18 protein-coding genes are annotated in these 17,833 nt (G+C 68.7%); 5 read left to right on the top strand and 13 right to left on the bottom strand.

Annotation, left to right across the window (positions count from 1 at the left end; all coding sequences use genetic code 11):
* Positions 1–173: 173 nt before the first annotated feature.
* From QZ500_RS16535 to QZ500_RS16520, 4 genes are all read left to right on the top strand, one after another.
* Complete coding sequence (locus QZ500_RS16535) at positions 174–1,850, top strand: ABC transporter ATP-binding protein/permease (RefSeq protein WP_295856674.1); 1,677 nt, start codon at positions 174–176, stop codon at positions 1,848–1,850.
* A gap of 327 nt (positions 1,851–2,177) precedes the next feature.
* Positions 2,178–3,251: a methionine ABC transporter ATP-binding protein gene (locus QZ500_RS16530; RefSeq protein ID WP_295856672.1), complete on the top strand. Its 1,074-nt coding sequence runs from the start codon at positions 2,178–2,180 to the stop codon at positions 3,249–3,251.
* The gene (locus tag QZ500_RS16525; RefSeq protein WP_295856669.1) at positions 3,244–3,909 is read left to right on the top strand and encodes a methionine ABC transporter permease; all 666 of its coding nucleotides are present in this window, start codon (positions 3,244–3,246) and stop codon (positions 3,907–3,909) included. Before QZ500_RS16530 ends, QZ500_RS16525 begins: the two co-directional genes overlap by 8 nt.
* 93 nt (positions 3,910–4,002) lie before the next feature.
* A complete protein-coding gene (locus tag QZ500_RS16520; protein WP_295856666.1) occupies positions 4,003–4,803 on the top strand; it encodes a MetQ/NlpA family ABC transporter substrate-binding protein in 801 nt (266 codons plus the stop codon).
* Between the two features lie 162 nt (positions 4,804–4,965).
* On the opposite strand, the gene QZ500_RS16515 is transcribed toward QZ500_RS16520, so the two are convergent.
* The 9 genes from QZ500_RS16515 to QZ500_RS16475 form a co-directional block, all read right to left on the bottom strand.
* A complete protein-coding gene (locus QZ500_RS16515; RefSeq protein ID WP_295856664.1) occupies positions 4,966–5,193 on the bottom strand; it encodes a hypothetical protein in 228 nt (75 codons plus the stop codon).
* A 116-nt stretch (positions 5,194–5,309) separates the two neighbouring features.
* The gene (locus QZ500_RS16510; protein ID WP_295856662.1) at positions 5,310–5,603 is read right to left on the bottom strand and encodes a hypothetical protein; all 294 of its coding nucleotides are present in this window, start codon (positions 5,601–5,603) and stop codon (positions 5,310–5,312) included.
* Positions 5,604–5,721: 118 nt separating this feature from the next.
* Positions 5,722–6,525: a crotonase/enoyl-CoA hydratase family protein gene (locus tag QZ500_RS16505; RefSeq protein ID WP_295856660.1), complete on the bottom strand. Its 804-nt coding sequence runs from the start codon at positions 6,523–6,525 to the stop codon at positions 5,722–5,724.
* Between the two features lie 26 nt (positions 6,526–6,551).
* A complete protein-coding gene (locus tag QZ500_RS16500; RefSeq protein WP_295856659.1) occupies positions 6,552–7,541 on the bottom strand; it encodes an acyl-CoA dehydrogenase in 990 nt (329 codons plus the stop codon).
* 14 nt (positions 7,542–7,555) lie between these two features.
* A complete protein-coding gene (locus QZ500_RS16495) occupies positions 7,556–8,713 on the bottom strand; it encodes an acyl-CoA dehydrogenase family protein (protein WP_295856657.1) in 1,158 nt (385 codons plus the stop codon).
* A gap of 16 nt (positions 8,714–8,729) precedes the next feature.
* The gene (locus QZ500_RS16490) at positions 8,730–9,713 is read right to left on the bottom strand and encodes a tripartite tricarboxylate transporter substrate binding protein (protein WP_295856656.1); all 984 of its coding nucleotides are present in this window, start codon (positions 9,711–9,713) and stop codon (positions 8,730–8,732) included.
* A gap of 10 nt (positions 9,714–9,723) precedes the next feature.
* Positions 9,724–10,749 carry a tripartite tricarboxylate transporter substrate binding protein gene (locus QZ500_RS16485; RefSeq protein WP_295856654.1) on the bottom strand — a complete coding sequence of 342 codons (1,026 nt, stop codon included), beginning with the start codon at positions 10,747–10,749 and terminating at the stop codon, positions 9,724–9,726.
* A gap of 43 nt (positions 10,750–10,792) precedes the next feature.
* Complete coding sequence (locus tag QZ500_RS16480; protein ID WP_295856652.1) at positions 10,793–11,293, bottom strand: MaoC family dehydratase N-terminal domain-containing protein; 501 nt, start codon at positions 11,291–11,293, stop codon at positions 10,793–10,795.
* Complete coding sequence (locus tag QZ500_RS16475; RefSeq protein WP_295856678.1) at positions 11,290–12,513, bottom strand: CoA transferase; 1,224 nt, start codon at positions 12,511–12,513, stop codon at positions 11,290–11,292. Before QZ500_RS16475 ends, QZ500_RS16480 begins: the two co-directional genes overlap by 4 nt.
* An 87-nt stretch (positions 12,514–12,600) precedes the next feature.
* On the opposite strand from QZ500_RS16475, the gene QZ500_RS16470 reads away from it, so the two are divergent.
* Positions 12,601–13,521 (top strand): LysR family transcriptional regulator, encoded by a 921-nt coding sequence (locus tag QZ500_RS16470; protein ID WP_295856650.1) that lies wholly within the window; start codon positions 12,601–12,603, stop codon positions 13,519–13,521.
* Here QZ500_RS16470 and QZ500_RS16465 read toward each other — a convergent pair.
* The 4 genes from QZ500_RS16465 to QZ500_RS16450 all read right to left on the bottom strand — a co-directional run bounded on the left by QZ500_RS16465 (position 13,518) and on the right by QZ500_RS16450 (position 17,797).
* On the bottom strand, positions 13,518–13,784 hold the full coding sequence (locus tag QZ500_RS16465) for a DUF3253 domain-containing protein (RefSeq protein ID WP_295856649.1): 267 nt from the start codon (positions 13,782–13,784) through the stop codon (positions 13,518–13,520). The genes QZ500_RS16470 and QZ500_RS16465 overlap by 4 nt on opposite strands.
* A 271-nt stretch (positions 13,785–14,055) precedes the next feature.
* Positions 14,056–14,952: an SDR family oxidoreductase gene (locus QZ500_RS16460; RefSeq protein ID WP_295856647.1), complete on the bottom strand. Its 897-nt coding sequence runs from the start codon at positions 14,950–14,952 to the stop codon at positions 14,056–14,058.
* A gap of 65 nt (positions 14,953–15,017) precedes the next feature.
* Positions 15,018–16,862 (bottom strand): glycoside hydrolase family 15 protein, encoded by a 1,845-nt coding sequence (locus tag QZ500_RS16455; RefSeq protein ID WP_295856645.1) that lies wholly within the window; start codon positions 16,860–16,862, stop codon positions 15,018–15,020.
* Entirely contained in the window at positions 16,859–17,797 is a 939-nt protein-coding gene (locus tag QZ500_RS16450; protein WP_295856643.1) for an SDR family oxidoreductase, read from the bottom strand. Before QZ500_RS16450 ends, QZ500_RS16455 begins: the two co-directional genes overlap by 4 nt.
* Positions 17,798–17,833: the final 36 nt, after the last annotated feature.

The raw sequence follows: 17,833 nt of genomic DNA, 5'->3' as shown, positions 1-17,833 counted from the left end.
CGCCGTCCGACACGGCGGGGCCGCCGGAATGCCTATCGTGGAGGTGCGATCCTGCAGTGTCCTTGTCCCACTCGATGCCGAGTCCCGCCTCCGTGGCCGCCGCCCCCGAAACCCGCCGCAGGAAATTCGTCCGGCGCCCGCCGACCCTCTCGCTGGCTGCCTGGCGGCAGTTCATGCAGATCGCATTGCCTTACTGGAAGGGCGACCGCAAGCGCATCGCCTGGTCCCTGCTGGCGCTGCTGATCGCGCTGATGCTGCTGGAAACCCAGCTGGCGGTCATGCTGGTCGACCGCGCCGGCGAGATGACCAGCGCACTGGCCGGACGCGAGCGCGAACGGTTCTGGGACGCCGTGCGCAGCACGCTGCTCATCCTGGCCTTCGCTGCACCGACCTACGCGTTCTATTACTACATGCGGGACACGTTCGCCAACCATTGGCGGCGCTGGCTCACCGGGCGGTTCCTGGACGGGTACCTCGACGGCCGCAAGTACTACGAGCTCGGCGCCGGCGGCGAGATCGACAACCCCGACCAGCGGATCAGCGAGGACATCAACACCTTCACCGGCCGGTCGATCCACTTCCTGCTGATCTTCCTTGGGTCGATCATGCAGCTGGTCGCCTTCAGCGCGGTGCTCTGGTCGATCTCAAAAGTGCTAGTGGGCTTCCTGGCGCTCTACGCCTTTACCGGGACGTTCCTCGCGCTCTGGCTGTTCGGCGCGCCCCTGATACGGCTGAACTTCTGGCAACTGCGGCGGGAAGCCGATTTCCGCTTCGGCCTGATGCGGCTGCGCGAGAACGCCGAATCGATCGCCTTCTACCGGGGCGAATCGCAGGAGCGCCAGCAGGTCGACGGCCAGTTCGGCGCGATCTTCAGCAACTACGCCCGGCTGATCAAGAAGCAGCGCTCGCTCAACATGTTCCAGCGGGCGTTCAGCCAGCTGACGCTGGTGGTGCCCAGCATCATCTTGGCCGATAGCGTGCTGTCCGGTGAGTTGGAAGTGGGGCGGGCCGTGCAGGCGGCCGGCGCCTTCACCGCGGTGCTCGCTGCCGTATCGCTGATCGTCGACAACTTCGAGAGCCTGAGCCGCTTCGTCGCCGGCATCGACCGGCTGCACACCCTGGCGCAGGTGGTGCTGAAGAACGACGACAACACCCCTGCGGCCGTGCCGGAACCACGCATCATTCAGAGCCGCGTCGGCACCCGGCTGGCGCTGGAAGACCTGACCATCTACACCCCGCAGTTCGACCGCCTGCTGGTCGAACGGCTGAACCTCGCGATCAAGCCTGGCGACGGGCTGCTGATCACCGGCCCCAGCGGCTGCGGCAAGAGTTCGCTGCTGCGGGTGATCGCGGGCCTCTGGCGCAACGGCACCGGCACGGTGGAGCGGCTGCCGCCGCAGGACGTGTTCTTCCTGCCGCAGCGGCCGTACATGCAGTTCGGGTCGCTGCGCAGCCAGCTGGTCTATCCGAGCCTGCAGTGCGAGCTGAGCGACGAGCGGCTGCTCGCGATCCTGGACGAGGTGCACCTCGGCGACCTGGCCGCGCGTGTCGGCGGGCTCGATGCCGAGCACGACTGGGAAAAGCAGCTGTCAATGGGCGAGCAGCAGCGGCTCGCCTTCGGCCGGGTGCTGGTGCGCCGGCCGCAGGTGGTGATCCTGGACGAGGCGACCAGCGCGCTCGACAGCAGCAACGAGGCGTCGCTCTACCGCGGGCTGTGCGCCAACGGCGTGACGCTGGTCAGCATCGCGCACCGGGCCGCGGTGCTGCAGTACCACACCCATGTGCTGGAACTGCATGGCGGCGGCCGCTGGACGCTGCATGCGGCGCAGGACTACCGGTTCGACCACTGAATGCCGAGGACCGGGGCGTGCCCGCGGTCCCAGGACTGATCGCCTCGACGCTTGACCGGCCGCGATAGCCAAGCTGACCATCCAGAGGCTGTTCTGCGGCCGGCAGGACTGAAGGCAGGCAGATGCTTATGCGAAATTCGTTTTTGGAAGCGGCAAGATCGCTGCTCCATCGGTTTAGCATGGGCGTTCTTTTTTGTGGGGGCGGTCCTTCCGGGCCGTTCCAATCGCCGTGTCCCTTTTCTCTCTCGCTTCCGCCGGGCGCCTGCAGCGCCGCCGCGGTTCGCTGTTCCCCTCCATCGCTGTATTCGGCCCCGGCCGCCCCGCACCGTGATCCAGCTCGAAGGCATCCACCAGACTTACCAGAGTGCCCACGGCCCGGTCGAGGCGCTGCGCGGCATCGACCTGGAGGTCGCGGCCGGCGAGGTGTTCGGCATCATCGGCCGCAGCGGTGCCGGCAAGAGTTCGCTGGTCCGCACGATCAACCTGCTGAACCGGCCGTCGGCCGGCAGGGTGTGGGTCGGCGGGCAGGAACTGACCGCGCTGCCCGATGCGGCCCTGCGTGCCGCCCGCCGGAGCATCGGCATGGTATTTCAGCACTTCAACCTGCTGGCCTCGCGCACCGTCTACGACAACGTGGCCCTGCCGCTGGAGATCGCCGGCATGGACCGCGCCGCGATCCGCACGCGGGTGCTGCCGCTGCTCGACCTGGTCGGCTTGTCCGGGCTGCGCGACCGCTATCCGGCGCAGATCAGCGGCGGGCAGAAGCAGCGGGTGGGCATCGCGCGCGCCCTGGCCAGCCGGCCCGGCGTGCTGCTGTCGGACGAGGCGACGTCCGCGCTCGACCCCGAGACCACCCGCTCGATCCTGGCGCTGCTGCAGCGGATCAACCGCGAGCTCGGCCTGACCATCGTGCTGATCACCCACCAGATGCAGGTGATCCGCCAGGTGGCGCAGCGCGTCGCGGTGATCGATGCCGGCCGCATCGTGGAGCAGGGCGCGGTGACCGAGGTCTTCACCCGGCCGCAGCATGCGACGACCCGCAGCCTGCTCGACGAGATCGTGCCGCAGGCCCTGCCGCCGAGCGTGCTGGAACGGCTGCGCCAGCAGATCGCCGCCGCGCCCGCCGGCCATGCGCAGGCGCTGCGCGTGGCGTTTTCCGGCGCGGGTCTGGCCGACGGGCCGCTGCTAGCGGACCTGGCGCGCCGCCATGCGGTGGGCGTCGCCATCGTCCACGGCCAGATCGACGAGATCCAGGGCACGCCCTACGGCGCGCTGACGCTGCTGTTGCGCGGCGCGCCCGCAGCGCTCGCCGACGCGGCCGCCGCGCTGCAGGCCGTCGGGGTCGCGGTCGAACCGGTCGATCCGCAGGCCGCCACTGTCGGGGAGCAGGACCATGCTTGAGACCTTCACCGGGCCGATGCTCGAACTCTTCGCCACCGCCTTCGGCGAGACGCTGCTGATGGTCGGCGTCTCGGGTCTGATTTCGTCGCTGATCGGCATTCCGCTGGGCGTGTACCTGCACCTGACCGCACCGGGCGGCGTGCTGCAGAACCGGCCGGTCAACGGCGTGCTCGGCTTCGTCGTCAACGCGGTGCGGTCCACGCCGTTCATCATCCTGCTGGTGGCGATCATCCCGTTCACCCGGCTGCTGGCGGGATCGTCGATCGGCACCGCAGCGGCGATCGTGCCGCTGACCATCGCGGCGGCGCCCTTCGTCGCGCGGCTGGTCGAGACGGCGCTGCGCGAGGTCGATACCGGCCTGGTCGAGGCGGCGCAGGCGATGGGCGCCAGCACCGCGCAGATCGTACGCAAGGTGCTGCTGCCCGAAGCACTGCTCGGCATCGTCGCCGGCGTGACGATCACCCTGGTCAGCCTGACCGGCTATTCGGCGATGGCCGGCGCCATCGGCGGCGGCGGTCTGGGCGACCTGGGCATCCGCTACGGCTACCAGCGCTTCCTGCCTGAAGTGATGCTGGCGGTGGTGGTGGTGCTGGTCGTCTTCGTGCAGGCGCTGCAGGCCGCGGGCGACTGGGTGGTGCGGCGGCTGCGGCACCGGTGATCCGTTTGCTATCGAAAACATAGCTGCTTGCGCAGGTAACACCTGCGCAGGAGCCCGATTTCCTTCTCAACTCTTCCTCCGAAAGGCATCCTCATGCGTACCCGTACCTTCCTTCGCACCGGCCTGGCCCTGGCCGCCACGGCGGCCCTGCTGCACCTGCCCGCGTCCGCGCAGGACAAGCCGATCCGCATCGGCGCCACCGGCGGCCCGCACGCCCAGATCCTGGAGCAGGTCAAGAAGATTGCTGCCCAGGACGGCCTGCAGCTGCAGATCGTCGAGTTCAGCGACTACGTGCAACCCAACGCCGCGCTGGCCGCTGGCGACCTGGACGCCAACAGCTACCAGCACAAGCCCTACCTGGACCAGCAGGTCAAGGACCGCGGCTATGCCTTCACCGACGTGGGCTACACCGTCAACTTCCCGATCGGCATTTATTCCAAGAAGGTCAAGAAGCTGGCCGACCTGAAGGACGGCGCCCGCGTCGCGCTGCCGAACGACCCGACCAACGGCGGCCGGGTGCTGCTGGTGCTGCAGGACCAGGGCCTGATCAAGCTCAAGCCGGGTGCCGGCCTGAAGGCCACGCCGCTGGACGTGACGGAGAACCCGAAGAAGCTGCGTTTCGTCGAGGTCGACGCGGCGCAACTGCCGCGCACGCTGGACGACGTGGACGCCGCCGGCATCAACACCAACTACGCGGTGTCGGCCGGCCTGTCGCCGACCCGCGACGCGATCGCCCGCGAGAGCGCCAAGAGCCCGTACGTCAACGTGATCGTGGTGCGTACCGCCGACAAGGACAAGCCGTGGGTCGCCAAGCTGGTGAAGGCCTACCACTCGGAACCGGTCAAGCAGTTCATCCAGACCACCTTTAAGGGCGAGGTGCTGCCGGGCTGGTGATCGCCCGACCGGGCACCGCTGCCCGGTGCCTGCCGGACGGGCACCGCGCTGCAGGCCGCGCCGGACAAGGCTCCGGCGGGTTGTGCAGGCGGTTGTCCACAGGCTTGCCCACGGAAAGCGGGGACAAGCGGTCGCCCCGGCGGCGCTGGCCGGGGCGGGCGGTCAGAGCACTTCGCTGACCTCGGCCGACCGGCGCTGGTCGTCGGTGTAGTCGGCGAGGACGGCATCCCAGGCCGGGTCGGCCGCGGGATGCTCCGACGGCGGGATCAACCGCAGTGCGGGTTTGGCGGCGACCCCGCCCTGCCCATCGGGCAACGGCGCGGAGGGCTGGCGGTCGGCATCGAAATACAGCAGCGTGTCGGCGATCGACACCACGTAGCGGACGGTCATGGCGGGCATCTCCCTGGCAAAAGCCCACAGCCTAGGAGCGCGGAACGGCGCGGGCGCCATCGATGGGCGCGCCTGCCTGTCGGCGCACACGCCATGCGCAGCGTGTCCGCGTTCAGTCAGTGCAGTGTGACTTCGAAATAGGCGTGGGAGGGATCGCTCGCACGCCGCAGCACCGCCTTGCGCGCCTGCACCGACACCTGGAAAAATCGCAGCGCCAGGGCCCGCTCGTCGGACGTGACCTGGGCGTCGTCGGAGGCCGTGGTCACCGCCTGCCAGGCCTTCACCGCGGTGACGATGGCCGCGGTCGAGCCGAAGGCTTCCTCCAGCACGCTGCGGTAGCGTGTTTCCGCCGCCCGACGATGCTGGGGGTCCGCATCGGGAAAATCGTGCAGCGTGATGGAAAAAGACATGCGGCGAAGGCGTGGCGGCGGTCGCCGTGGGGTCCGGGCGGCGGGACAGCGCAACGCGCGTTGTAGCACACCGACGGTCCGATCCGTCGCCCCGCAGCGGGCGCCCGCCGACAGCCGTTCAGCTGACGCGAAACACCGGCCGCCGCTTCTCGATGAAGGCGCGCACCGCTTCGTGGTGGTCGGGGCTGCGGTGCGCGATCGCCTGGTAGGCGGCCGACATTTCCAGCAGGGTCTCGAGCGAACTGCGTTCGCCCTCGCGCAGCAGGCGCTTGGTCATGCGCAGCACGCCGCCCGGATTGGCGGCGATCCGCTCCGCCAGCCGCAGCGCTTCCGGCAGCAGATCGTCGTGCGGCACGACGCGCGACACCAGCCCGCAGGCGAGCGCCTGCGCCGCATCGAGCGTGTCGCCGGTGAAGGCCATCTCCGACGCCTTCGACATGCCGACCACCCGCGGCAGCAGCCAGGCGCCGCCGTCGCCCGGCACGATGCCGACCTTGACGAAGCTCTCGGCGAATGTCGCCCGCTCGGAGGCGATGCGGATGTCGCACATGCAGCTGAGGTCCAGGCCGGCCCCGATCGCCGGTCCGTTGACGGCGGCGATCACCGGCACGTCGAGGTGGTAGAGCGCTTTCGGTATCCGCTGGATGCCGTGGCGGTACTCCTCGCGGATCTTCTCGGGGTCGGTGTCCTCGGTCTCGTAGCGGCGCATGTCCTTGACGTTGCCGCCCGAGCTGAAGGCCGGATCGTTGCCGGTCAGCACGACCGCCCGCACGCCCGGGTCCCGGGCGATGGCGGCGCAGGCCGCGACGATCTCGTCGACCGCGCTGTTGCCGGTCAGCGCGTTGCGCGTCTCCGGCTGGCGCATCGTGAGCGTGACGACCGCGCCCTGGCGGTCGGTGTGGAGGAAGGAAGGGTTCGTCATGGCAATGGCAGTCGTGGTCGTGAACGTCAGGCCGGATCGGTCAGGGTGCGCAGCAGGTCGAGCGCCGGGCCGTCGGTGCCGTCCAGCAGCGCGGTGCCCAGCACCTCCTGCCAGTACGACTCGGCGCCGGCCGCCTGTCGCCAGGCGTGCAGCCGGCGGGTGTAGAGCTGCAGGTCGAATTCCTCGGTGAAGCCGATGGCGCCGTGGATCGCGTGGCTGAGCGACGCGACTTCCAGCGCGGCTTCGGCGGTGCGGGCCTTGGCGACCGCGACCCGCAGCCGGTCGCCGCCGCAGCCGAGCTGGGCGGCCATGCGGGCGGCGAAGACGTGCTCGGCGATCACCGCCAGCTGGTGCTGGATCGCCTGGAACTTGCCGATGGCCCGGCCGAACTGCTGCCGCTCGTTGGCGAACTGCAGGGTGCGGGTGAACACCGCGCCGAGCGCGCCGGCCAGCTGCGCGGCGACGACGCCGGCCTGCACGGTGCGCAGCGCGTCGGCGCCGCAGGCCAGCGTGTGCGCCGCGGCCACCGCGGCGGGTGCCCAGGCAAGCGTGGCGTCGAGCGGCGCGACGGCGGGCGCCGATGTCGCCGCAGCGGTCGGCAGCAGCTGGCCGGTGTCGCCGACGCCGGCCAGCACCCAGTCGGCGACGCCGCCGGCGCTCACGCGGCAGCAAGTCACGCCGCCGTCGTCGGTCCGCACGCCCTGTGCCAGCGCAATGCTGCCGGCCGGCGGCGCCACGCCGGCCTGCGCCAGCAGCGCCCGTGCGGCCATCGTCTCGGCCAGCGGCACCGGCAGCACCACGCTGCCGCAGAGTTCGAACAGCGGGAAGGCCTCGGGCCACGTCAGGCCGGCACCGCCCTGGTCGTCGGGCACCAGCGCGTCGGCGAAACCCGAAGCCTCGATGGCGGTCCACAGTGCCGTCGGCGAGCCGCCGTGCTCGATCGCCCGCACCGTCTGCGGCGTGCAGTGGTCGGCGAGCAGGGCGCGCAGGGCGTCGGCGTAGAGATCGTCATGCATGTCGTCGTCTCCGGTCAGCGCAGGCCGAGGCCGCGGGCGATCATGCCGCGCAGGATGTCGCGGGTGCCGCCGCGCAGCGAGAAGGACGGCGCGACCTGCGTCACGTAGTCCAGGGTGTGCAGCAGTTCCAGCGGAATGTCCTGCCCGTCGCGGGAGAACAGGTCGTCGGCGATCGCCGCGGGGATCAGCTGCTCGACGCCGGTGCCGAGGTCCTTGACCAGTGCGGCATCGACCACCGGGCTGCCGCCCTGCGCGACCTTGTCGGTCACCGCCAGCGACATCGCCCGCAACGGCGCGAGCTGCGCCAGGATGCGCCCTGCGAGCTTGGCCGACGCCGGCGTGCGGCCGGCCGGGGTGCGCACGAAGGCGAGCCATTCGTCGAACAGCACGATGCTGGAATACAGCCGTTCCGGGCCGCTGCGCTCGAAGGCGAGCTCGGCGGTCACCTGTTCCCAGCCGTGGCCTTCCGCGCCGATCAGCGCGTCGGCGCCGAGCTGCACGTCCTCGAAGAACACCTCGCAGAAATGCGCGTCGCCCGACAGATCGGTGATCGGCCGCACCGTCACGCCGGGCAGGCTCAGGTCGACGATGAGCTGCGACAGCCCCCGGTGCCGGTCCTGCGGCTCGCCCGAGGTGCGGACCAGCGCGATCATGTACTGGCAGTGGTGGGCGTTGGTGGTCCAGATCTTCTGGCCGTTGAGCGTCCAGCCGGCGGCAGTACGTACCGCGCGGGTCCGCACGCTCGCCAGGTCGGAGCCGGCGCCGGGCTCGCTCATCCCGATACAGAAGAACGATTCGCCGCGGCAGATCGGCGGCAGGTAGCGGCGCTTCTGGGCCTCGGTGCCGTACTTCAGGATCAGCGGGCCGCTCTGGCGGTCGGCGATCCAGTGGGAGCCGACCGGCGCGCCGGCGTTCAGGAATTCCTCCACCAGCACGTAGCGGGCGAAAGCGCTGCGGCCACCGCCACCGTATTCCGGCGGCAGCGTGATGCCCAGCCAGCCCCGGCGGCCCAGCTCTCGGCTGAAGGCGCTGTCGTAGCCCGACCAGGACTTGGCGCGCACCTGCGCCGGTACACCGGCCAGCGCCTCGCGCAGGAAGGCCCGGACCGGGCCGCGCAGGGCCTCGTCCTCCGGCGGGATGGCCGTCATCGGCAATGCACTCAGCTCGCTCATCGTGTGGTTCCGTCGTTCACTGTTGCTCCACATTCGCCTGCGTGGCGATGCGTTTCCAGCGCCGGATCTCGGCGGCCTGGAAGGCCCGCATCTCCTCGGGGCCGCCCTGCATCGTCTCCGCGCCGATCCGTTCGTAGAACTCGCGGGTCTCGGGCAGAGTCTCGATCCGGGTGAGCAGGGCGGCGAGCCGGTCGGTCTCGGCCTTGGGCGTCTTTGCGGCCACCATCGCGCCGACCCAGGTGTAGGCGGTGAAGCCGGGCAGGCCTGCCTCGGCGGCGGTGGGCACGTCCGGCAGCACGGGCATGCGGCGGTCGGCCGCGACGGCCAGCGCCCGCAGCTTGCCCCCGCGGGCCAGTTCCTGCACGCTGGTGACTTCGGCGAAAGCGTAGTCGACCGTGCCGGCCACGACCGCGACGACCGCCTCGCCCGCACCCTTGAACGGCACGTGGGCCGTCTGCAGCCGCGCCGATTCGTTGAACAGCTCCGCCATCAGCTGGTAGCCGGCCGAACCCGCACCGTAGTTCAGGGCCCCCGGCCGTGCGCGGGCGGTGGCAATCAGTTCGGGCAGCGTCCGCGCGGCCGATGCCGCCGGCACGACGATCAGGGCGGGCGAGCGCATCATCATCGTGAGCGGCGCGAAGTCGGCCATCGGGTCGTAGGGCAGCGACTTGAACAGCGCCGCGTTGACCGCCAGCGTCGAATTGCTGCCGACGAAGACGGTGCTGCCGTCCGCCGGGGCCGACAGCACCGCCTTGACCGCGATGAAGCCGTTGGCACCCGGCCGGTTGTCGACGACGACCGTCTGGCCGGTCAGCTCGGTGACCTTGCGCGCGAAATAGCGGGCCGAGGTATCGGTCCCGCTGCCTGGGGGAAACGGGACGACGAAGCGCAGGGTCCGGGCGGTGGCGTCCTGGGCGGCCGCCGGCCAGGCGGCGGCCAGCAGGGCGCCCGTGCCGGCGGCGGCGCGCAGGGCGGAGACGAGGAAGGGGCGGCGGCGCATGGGGCGGGCCTCAGTCCAGCGTGATGCCGGTGGCCTTGACCACGGTGGCCCAGCGGGCCGATTCCTTCTTCACGTAGGCCGCGTATTCCTGCGGCGTCGAGCCCAGCGGCTCGGCACCCTGCAGCGCCAGCCGGTCGCGGACGTCGGGCGACTTCAGCGCCTTGACGATCTCGGCGTTCAGGCGGTCCACCACCGCCGCCGGCGTGCCGGCCGGCACCATCACGCCCTGCCACGCCCCGACCTCGAAGCCCGGCATGCCGGATTCGGCGAGGGTCGGCACATCGGGGAACAGCGACATGCGTTTGGCCGATGTCACGGCCAGCATCTTCATGCGCTTGTCGCGCACGAAGCTCATCACCGAGTTCACCGTATCGGTCATGAACTGGATCTGCCCGCCGGCCAGGTCCACGTCGGCCGGGGCACTGCCCTTGTACGGAATGTGCGTCGCTTCGATGCCGTTGGCCTGCACGAACTGGAAGGCACCCAAGTGGGTGACGTTGCCGTTGCCCGCCGAGCCGTACGACAGCTTCTGCGGGTGGGCGCGCGCATAGGCCACGAATTCCTTCACATTGTTCGCCGGGACCGACGGATGCGTCACCAGGGCGAGCGGCACCACGGCGGTGAGCGCCACCGGCGCGAAGTCGCGCTGCAGGTCGTAGGGCACGCTCTTGTAGAGCGCCGGGCTGAGCGTGATCGACGAGGTGTTGTAGAGCAGCGTGTAGCCGTCGGCCGGCGCCTTGGCGACCAGCTGCGCACCGATGTTGCCGTTGGCGCCGCCGCGGTTGTCCACCAGCACGTTCTGGCCGAGCTGTTCGCCGAGCTTCTGTGCCAGCACCCGGGCCACCAGGTCGGTCGGGCCGCCGGGCGGAAAGGGGACGACGAGCGTGATCGGCTTCGACGGATACGCGCCCTGCGCGACGGCCGCCGCCGGGGCGGCCAGGCCGCCGGCGGCGACGGCCAGAGCAGCAGCGATCGCGCAGGCGCGCCGCCGCGTGGATAGTGCGGAACGGAGGGAAGCGAAGGTGGTAGGTGGCATGGTGGTTTGTCTCCTGTCGTTTTTTATCGGTGGGGGGATGTCGTCAGGCGCCGGTGTCCGGGCGCCCGGCGAGCAGCCGGCGTGCGTCGTAGTGCATGACGCAGCGCCCGTGCTGGTTGAAGACCGTGATCCGCGAATCGACCACGGCCCGGCCGTGTTTCGAGGTCGGGCGGATGCCGGTGACCTCGACCACCGCTTCGATGCTGTCGCCGACCAGCACCGGCGCATGGATCTTCTGCACCAGCTCCAGCATGGCGAGGCCGGTGCCCTGGATCATGGTCTGGAGGATGAAGCCCTCGATCAGCGTGTAGGTCAACGCGGCCGGTACCGGGCGGCCGGCGATTGCGCCGCCGTCGTGGCTGGCGTCGATGAAGATCGCCTCCAGCATGCCGGTGACGCCGATGAAGTTCACCAGATCGGTCTCCGTCACGGTACGGCGGTAGGTGCGCAGCCGCTGGCCGACCGACAGGTCCTGCCAGACGAAGCCCTGGCCCAGGCGAGGCAGGGCGGTATCGCGGGGGTCGAAGGGGGCGGGTGTGGTCATGGGTGGGTGGCGGCAACAGGGGCAGGTCGGGGGTCGGAGGTGCGGGCCGCGCCGTCGGCGATCAGGCGCTCGACCGCCTCGGCGGGCAGGCCGGCGGCCGCGAGGCTGGCGCGGGTGTGTTCGCCGAGCCGCGGCGGCATGCCGACCGGCGGACGCTGGCCGTCGAACTTCACCGGCACGCCGGGAAAGCGCAGGCGGCCCATGTGCGGGTCGTCCAGTTCCTGGAAGAAGCCGGTGGCGGCGAGGTGCGGGTCTTCCGGCAGATCTGCCAGGCGGGTAACCGGGGCGGCCGGAATTTCCAGCCGTTCGCAGGTCGACAGCCAGTGGGCGGTCGTGCCGCGCTCGACGAAGCCGCCGGCCAGCGCCAGCAGCTCGCCGATGTGGCGGGTGCGGGCGGCCATGTCGGCGAAGCGCGGGTCGTCCGCCAACTGCGGCGCGCCGACTTCGGCGAAGAAGCGCTGCCAGTGCTGGGTGGTGTACGGCATCATGCAGACGTGCCCGTCGGCAGTCCGCCAGGGCCGCCGCCACGGCGTCAGCAGCCGCGGATACCCGGTCGGCGCGAGGGCCGGCTCGAAATGCCGGCCGTAGAGATGCTCGACCAGGTTGAACGACACCATCGTCTCGAACATCGGGATCTCGACGAAGCCGCCGCGGCCGGTGCGTTCGCGCCGGAACAGCGCGGCAAGAATCGCCTGCGCCGCCACCAGAGCGCAGGTCTTGTCGGCCGCGATGGTCGGCAAATAGAGCGCGTCGCCGCCCTGCAGCTCCATCAGGGAGGCCAGCCCCGACATGCCCTGGATCACATCGTCGTAGGCGGGCCGGCCGGCGTAGGGCCCGCCCTGTGCGAAGCCGTGCAGCCCGGCATAGACCAGCCGCGGAAAACGCGCGGTGATCGTGTCGGCGTCTAGGCCCAGGGGCGCGAGTTTTTGCGGCCGCATGCTGTGCATGAACACGTCGGCATCCGCCAGCAGGGCCAGCAGGGCTTCGCGGGCGGCGGGGCGCTTCAGGTCGAGCGCCACGCTGCGCTTGCTGTGGTTGCTGCCGAGAAAGACGGCAGACATACCGGGCTCGGTCGCCGGGCCGGTGTGGCGGGTGGAATCGCCCTCCGGCGGCTCGATCTTCGTCACCTCGGCGCCGTAGTCGGCCAGCGACTGGCTGGCCAGCGGTCCGAACACCACGCTCGACAGGTCGAGCACCTTCACACCCTGCAGGGGAAGCATTGTCATGGGGTCTCCTGCGCCGATTCTGCGGAGGGTGCCTAGCGCCGTCCAATATCAAATATGCGCTCTGTGATACTTTTCGGCACCATGGACATCCGCCAGCTTCGGCACTTTCTCGCGTTGGCCGACACGCTCAACTTCCATCGCGCGGCCGAGCGGCTGCACATGGCGCAGCCGCCGCTGTCGGCCTCGATCCGGCGGCTGGAGGCGCAGCTCGGGGTCGAACTGTTCAGCCGCAACCGGCGCGGCACCGAACTGACCGCCGCCGGCGTGGCGGCGGTGGATGACGCCCGCCGCGCGGTGTTCCATGCCGAGCAGTTCGCGCGCACGGCCCAGGCCGCGGCCCGCGGCGAATCGGGGGTGCTGCGCGTCGGCTTCGTCGGCTCGGCCACCTACGCGCTGATGCCGCGGGTGCTGCCGCGTTTCCGGGCGCGCTATCCGGGCGTACAGCTGCAGCTCGGCGAGTCGACCACCGCGCGGATCGTGGCGATGGTCGAGTCCGGCGATGTGGACGTCGGACTGGTACGCTTCCCGCTCGGCCGCGCCGGGCGGGTCCGGGTGTTCCCGGCCGAGCGCGACGTGTTCATGGCTGCGCTTTCGGTGGACCATCCGCTGGCGCGAAGACGTCGGGTCGCGCTGGCCGATCTGGCGCAGGAGCCGTTCGTGATGTACGGGGCCGATGCCGTCCCCGGTTTGCATGCTGCGGCGTTGCTGGCCTGCCAGCAGGCGGGCTTCGTGCCGGACGTGCACCAGGAGGCGGTGCAGGTCCAGACGCTGATCAGCCTGGTCGAGAGCGGCATGGGCGTGGCGCTGGTGCCGTCGGTGGCGGCGCGCCATACGACGCGGGCGGTGGCATTCCGGCCGCTGTCGGGCCCCGGTGCGCAGACCGCGATCGGCATCGCGATCGCGCTGCCGCCGCAGGGCCAGACCTCGGCCGCCCAGCGGTTTCTGGAAAGCGTGCTGGAAGGCGTGTCGGGAACCGTATCGGAAGGCGATCTGCCCGGCTAACGCCCGTGGCGGCGCGGAAGGCCCAGCCGGATCGGGCCGCCCGGTGCAGTCGCCTCGACCGGGAGGCCGCCGCGGGTGACGACCAGCCGGCCCGCGTCGGCCATGCGGCCTGCCACCTGCCGCACCGGTTCCATCGCCGACCGCCAGTCCTGCGCGTCGGGCAGGAGCGCCCGCGCCACCTCGGATGGACAGACGGTCGCGCCCGGCCGGCGTTCGGCGAGCAGGCGGTGGATCGTCGCTTCGATGGTGGACGCGTCGTGCATGCGCGCCAGTGTCGTCGGGAACGGCGGCCGCCGCATACCGTTCCGCCTTCGCACGCACAAACAAAAAGCCCGCCATGCAGAACATGGCGGGCTTTTCAAAGGCCTTGCGGTTAGTTGATGACTCCCTGATCAGTGCTCATTGCTAACCGAGGATCGGTGTTGCTCGCGATGCGGTTGCTGGCAGCGACCCTTGTGGCCGCCTGATCAACTAGCGACGTTTTGGCGCACGCTGCAGTCTAGAAAAACATACGACCACTTGGTGTCTGTAAATCTATGGCGTGACCATGCCGCCGTTGACGTTCAGTGTTGCCCCCGAAACGTAACTCGATTCTGCGGAAGCCAGAAATACATAGGCAGGCGCCAGTTCTGCAGGCTGACCGGAACGCTTGTAAGTACTCTCGTCATCGAAAGCCTTCATCTGCTCATCGGACACACCGCCGGAGATCTGTAGCGCAGTCCACACCGGTCCCGGTGCGACTACGTTGACCCGAATGCCGCGCGAGGCTAATTGCAGCGCGAGACCCTTCGAAAAATTGTTGATCGCTGCTTTGGTGGCCGCATAGTCGATGCGTTCCGGCGAGGGCTTGTAGGCCTCCAGCGATGCAGTGTTGATGATGCTGGCACCTGCCGACATATGATCCAAAGCCGACTTGGTGATCCAGAAATTCGCGAAAACGTTGGTGCGGAAGGTCAGCTCGAACTGCTCGTCGGACAGATCGGCGATCTGCGCGACTGCGACCTGCTTGCCAGCGTTGTTCACAAGAATGTCGAGTCCTCCAAGGACACTTACGGCTTCCGACACGAGCGCGCGGCATCTAGTGGGGTCCGTGATGTCGGCGGCAATGGCGTGGCCCTTTCTGCCGGCTTTCTCGATCTGGTCGAGGACGTGAGCGGCATCCTCCTGTTCGGCAGGCAGGTGCACGATCACGACGTCGGCGCCCTCGCGCGCGAACGCGATGGCGACCGCACCGCCGATGCCGGAATCGCCGCCGGTGATCAAAGCCTTGCGCCCCGCGAGGCGTCCGCTGCCACGGTATGTGGTCTCGCCCAGATCGGGCACCGGCGTCATCCGCGCCTGTACGCCAGGTACCGGCTGGTGTTGCACGGGTGGCTCGACACGGTCGTACTGCTCGACCGGATTCGTGAAGCTGTATTGGTCGCGCGACATGCTATTTGCTCCTAAGTGGGAAAAGAGCCCGGCGCGTTGAGCCGGGTCCACGAGACATGACCATCTCAACAGGGCTTCTGCGACGTCATGACATCGAGAGCCATCACATGTGCCAGATGCGAAAGACCTTGCGGCAGGTTGCCGAGAAACGCGCCTGACTTCGCATCGACCATTTCGGAGAAGACACCCACGCCGCGCCGCGCGAGCGCTTCCTGCGCGCGCAACAAGGTCGAAGTGCCCTGAGCGTGCTGGCCTAGCAGCATGCGGGCTTCGGCCATCCAGAACGTACAGGCCACGAAACATCCTTCTTCCTGGTCGGCGCCGCTGTACCGATAATGAAAATCGCCACAGCCGAGCGCGCGGTCGATCGCATCCAGGGTAGCCGCCAGGCGGTCTCGTCCGTCGAAGCGGAAGCGCACCGCGAGCGCCAAGGATGCGTCGAGCTTTCCGGAACCCGGATAAAACTCGTACGCCTGTAGGTTCTCAGACCAGCAATTCGCGTCGATCCACTCGGCTATTCGGTCGCTTTCGCGTTGCCACCGATCCCGACAAGTGGTGGGCAACTGGCCGCCGTCAGCCAGTTCGACCGCACGGGCCAGCGCTTGCCAGCAACTGATCTTGGAGTTGGTGTAATGCTGCGGAACAGGCAGTTCCCAAATGCCGGAGTCCTTTTGTCGCCAGCCGTCTGCACATTGGTCGGCCAGTTGCGCCAAGACCAGGGCGCTGGATGAATCGAGGATGTTGCCGCATTCCACAAAACGGTGGGCGGTCTCGAAAATGTCGCCGTACACGCCTTGCTGCCGCTGCAGGGTTGCCGCGTTCCCTGCCAAGACTGGCTGGCTGTGCCGATAACCCGGAATATCGACAGACGTAGCGTCGGGGACGGGTGCACCCTGAAGGGTGAAACATACCCGCGGGCCGTATTCGTACAGGCGTTTGAGCAGCCAACTGAACGCCGCTTTCGCCTCTGCATGAGCCCCTGCCGCCAGGAAGGCCTTGACCGTGTATCCGGCGTCGCGCACCCATGCATAGCGGTAGTCGTAATTCTTGTCGCCGCCTATGCGCTCGGGGAGCCCTGCAGTGGCGGCCGCCGCAATCGCACCGGTCGGCGAGTACAGCAACAGCTTCAAGGCCAAGGCACTACGTACGAACTGCTCGCGATGAGCGCCGTCGTATTGCACACCTTCGGCCCAGCGCTGCCATTCGTCGTGGGAAGTGTCGATACGCGCATCGATTTCCGCAATGCTGGGCACCACCAGCGGTTCGTCCTGCCCCGCTACGACGGCCGCCAACTCCCGGCAACCGGCACGGATCTGGACCATGCCACGCACGCCTTCGTCGCTGCGCTCGACCTCGAAGCCGGCGGAGTGCAAAAACAGCCCGAGCACCCGCTCGACATGAAACACCGCATGCTTGCCGATGGTCGACTGGTAGGGGCTCACCGCATTTGCGCGGCGGCTGAACAACAGTTCCAGCGAAAAGGTGACCTCGCCAGTCAACCCCTCGATGCGGCGTGCCAACTCGGCCCAGGGCAGGCGGCCAGCGGTGCCGCTGTTGAGCGACTCCACCACCCGTGCAGAACCCTGGGGTGTGACGAACACTGTCTCGCACACATTGCTGTCGGGCAAGTAGCGTTGGTAAGACTGATATGGGCCTTGGGGCGTGAGCGCGAAGCGTCCGCCCTCGGGCGGGTCCAGTAAACGGTTGAAAAGCGGGGGCGAGTCCAGGTTAGGCACGCACCACCAGTCGATCGACCCATCGGCGCCGGACAAGGCCACGGCGCGGCCGTCGCCCAGCGCGGCGTAGCTTTCCAGCGGAAGTTCTCCCTCGGATCGTTCGGAGGTTGAGGCAGAAACAGCCGCGCACCATTCGGTGTCTGCCGCAGGCCCTTGCATGACCGCGGCAGTCAAGCGACGCCCGCCCCGCCAGTCACACCAAGCACCTCGCCCGTGATGTAGCTGGCCTCCTGGCTTGCGAGCAGCACATAGACCGGCGCAACCTCCACCGGTTGGCCGGGACGTCCGTAGACGCTTTCCTCGCCGAATTTCATGACTTTTTCCGGCGGTTGGCCGCCGGAGGATTGAAGAGGGGTCCAGAACGGGCCCGGTGCCACGACGTTCGCCCGGATGCCTTTCTCGATGAGCTGTTTCGACAGCGCTTTCGTGTACGCCACGATGCCGGCCTTGGTCGTGGCGTAATCCAGAAGGATGGCCGACGGGTCGTATGCCTGAATCGACGCGGTAGTGATCACCGAGGCACCGGCAGGCAAATGCGGCACCGCCGCCTGTGCAATCCAGTGCATCGCATAAAGGTTGGTCTTCAAGGTCTTGTCGAAATCTTCCGACGTGACCTTCGAAATGTCCGGCCGGTTTTGCTGCCGGCCGGCATTGATCACCAGGATGTCCAGCCCGCCCAACGACTTCACCGTCTGGGCAACCAGTTCCTGGCACCATTGCTCGTCGGTCACATCGCCCGGTAGCGCCACCGCCTTTACACCTTCGGCCTTGATGAGTTCGATCACCTCGTCGGCGTCCGCTTGTTCGGTGGGAAGGTAGGAGATAGCGACGTCCGCGCCCTCGCGGGCATAGGCGATCGCAGTAGCGCGGCCGATACCGCTGTCTCCTCCGGTGATGAGGGCCTTTCTGCCCTTGAGACGACCGGTGCCCTGATAGCTGGTCTCCCCGTGGTCAGGGAGCGGATCCATCGCTGAAGCACAGCCGGGGGCTGCCTGGGGTTGCCGGGGGAAAGGCGGCTGGGGGTACTGCGTCCGTGGGTCCTGCATGACGAGTCGGTCGGCCAAGTTGTCACTCCAATGGTTGGTTCGTGACTGATTCTTGATCTTCATTTGCTGCCATCGCGGCAGAAAATGCGACGGTGTAGC

The organism is uncultured Xylophilus sp., from assembly GCA_913776965.1.
GTDB lineage: Bacteria > Pseudomonadota > Gammaproteobacteria > Burkholderiales > Burkholderiaceae_C > Xylophilus.
This window is presented reverse-complemented; position numbering and strand designations above follow the sequence as displayed.